This window comes from Streptococcus mitis (assembly GCF_001579035.1).
Classification (GTDB): Bacteria; Bacillota; Bacilli; order Lactobacillales; family Streptococcaceae; genus Streptococcus; species Streptococcus mitis_J.
Genome location: NZ_KQ970291.1, coordinates 1 through 1,484 on the forward strand (window position 1 = coordinate 1; position 1,484 = coordinate 1,484).

1 protein-coding gene is annotated in these 1,484 nt (G+C 44.7%); it reads right to left on the reverse strand.

From position 1 onward, the window contains the following. Positions 1-162 precede the first annotated feature (162 nt). Positions 163-1,484 (reverse strand): DNA mismatch repair protein MutS (gene mutS / locus SMIDD26_RS13305; RefSeq protein ID WP_348538402.1); only part of this gene is annotated, 1,322 nt, incomplete at its 5' end.

Genomic DNA, 1,484 nt, shown 5'->3' on the forward strand with positions numbered 1-1,484 from the left:
CAGGCTTTTTAAACTTTGTCAACACCTTTTTTAAAATTTTTACTGTTTGTGTGATTCGAATGTGATAATTATAAACTATGACATAAGAAAACGAGCATCTCCAACTACGGAAGTGCTCGTTTTTTTGATAGTTAGAAGTGAGTTTTTGCCCAGCCTCTTCCTTTATAGTTTCTGTTTTAACTCGACCAAGACATTCATAGCCTGCATAGGTGTCATATTGTAAACATCCAGTTTAGCTAATTCTGCTAGGATAGGATGGTCTGCTGGCGCGTCAAAGAGTGAAATCTGTTCAGTGACGGTACTTGTTTGCCTCATTGGAGCAGGACTTTCTGGGCCCTGATTCTCTAACTGAGTCAAAATCTTATCCGCCCTTGCTAGGAGATCTGCTGGCAAGCCAGCAATCTTGGCAACATGGATACCGTAGGATTTATCAGCTGGTCCTGGTTCAATCTTGTGAAGGAAGGTGACCTGCCCATCCTGCTCCAAAGTTGCCACGTAGACATTGACCAAATGTTGTAAACTAGACTCCAGACTAGTCAACTCATGGTAGTGGGTCGCAAAGAGGGTCTTGGCTCCGATATGCTCATGGATGTATTCGATGATGGACTGAGCAAGAGCCATCCCGTCATAAGTTGCAGTTCCTCGTCCCAATTCATCAAAAAGAATCAAGGAATTTTTGGTCGCATGCGAAATGGCATTATTGGCCTCCATCATCTCTACCATAAAGGTTGATTGACCTGAAACCAAGTCATCTGCTGCTCCGATACGGGTAAAAATCGCATCAAAAATCGGTAAATGGGCGCTTTCTGCTGGCACATAAGACCCCATCTGGGCCATAACCGCCGTCATGGCTAACTGACGCATGTAGGTAGACTTCCCACTCATGTTGGGCCCTGTAATCAGTTGAATACTGGTATCTTCTGCCATCTGAATCGTATTTGGAATATAGGTCTGAGCCCCCATGACCTTTTCAACGACAGCATGGCGCCCTTTCTGAATATCAATCCGCGAATCATCTCCGAATTCAGGTCGAATCAAATGCTGGATTTCAGCTACAACTGCTAGACTCTGTAAGACATCAACTGTCGCAATGCCTTGGGCTAGAGCCTGCAAACGCTGAATGTACTTGCTGACCTCTTCACGAATGCGCATAAAAATTTCGTACTCTAGGTTGGCTGACTTCTCACGCGCCTCCAGCATATCTCCCTCAATACGGGCTAATTCTTCGGTTCCAAAACGTTCTGAGTTTTTCAGCGTTGCCTTGCGGAAAAAGTGAGCAGGCACATTTCCCAGTTGCGAATTGGTCACATGGAAATAGTAGCCATCTTTTTTATTGTAGTCAATCTTAAGCGTGCTGATACCAGAGTTTTCTCGCTCCTTAGCCTCAATTTCAGCAATCCAGCCAGTCCCTTCTCTGAGAACACGACGGTACTTGTCTAAGGTCTCATCAAATCCAGTTCGGATAATACCCCCACTATCTGTAA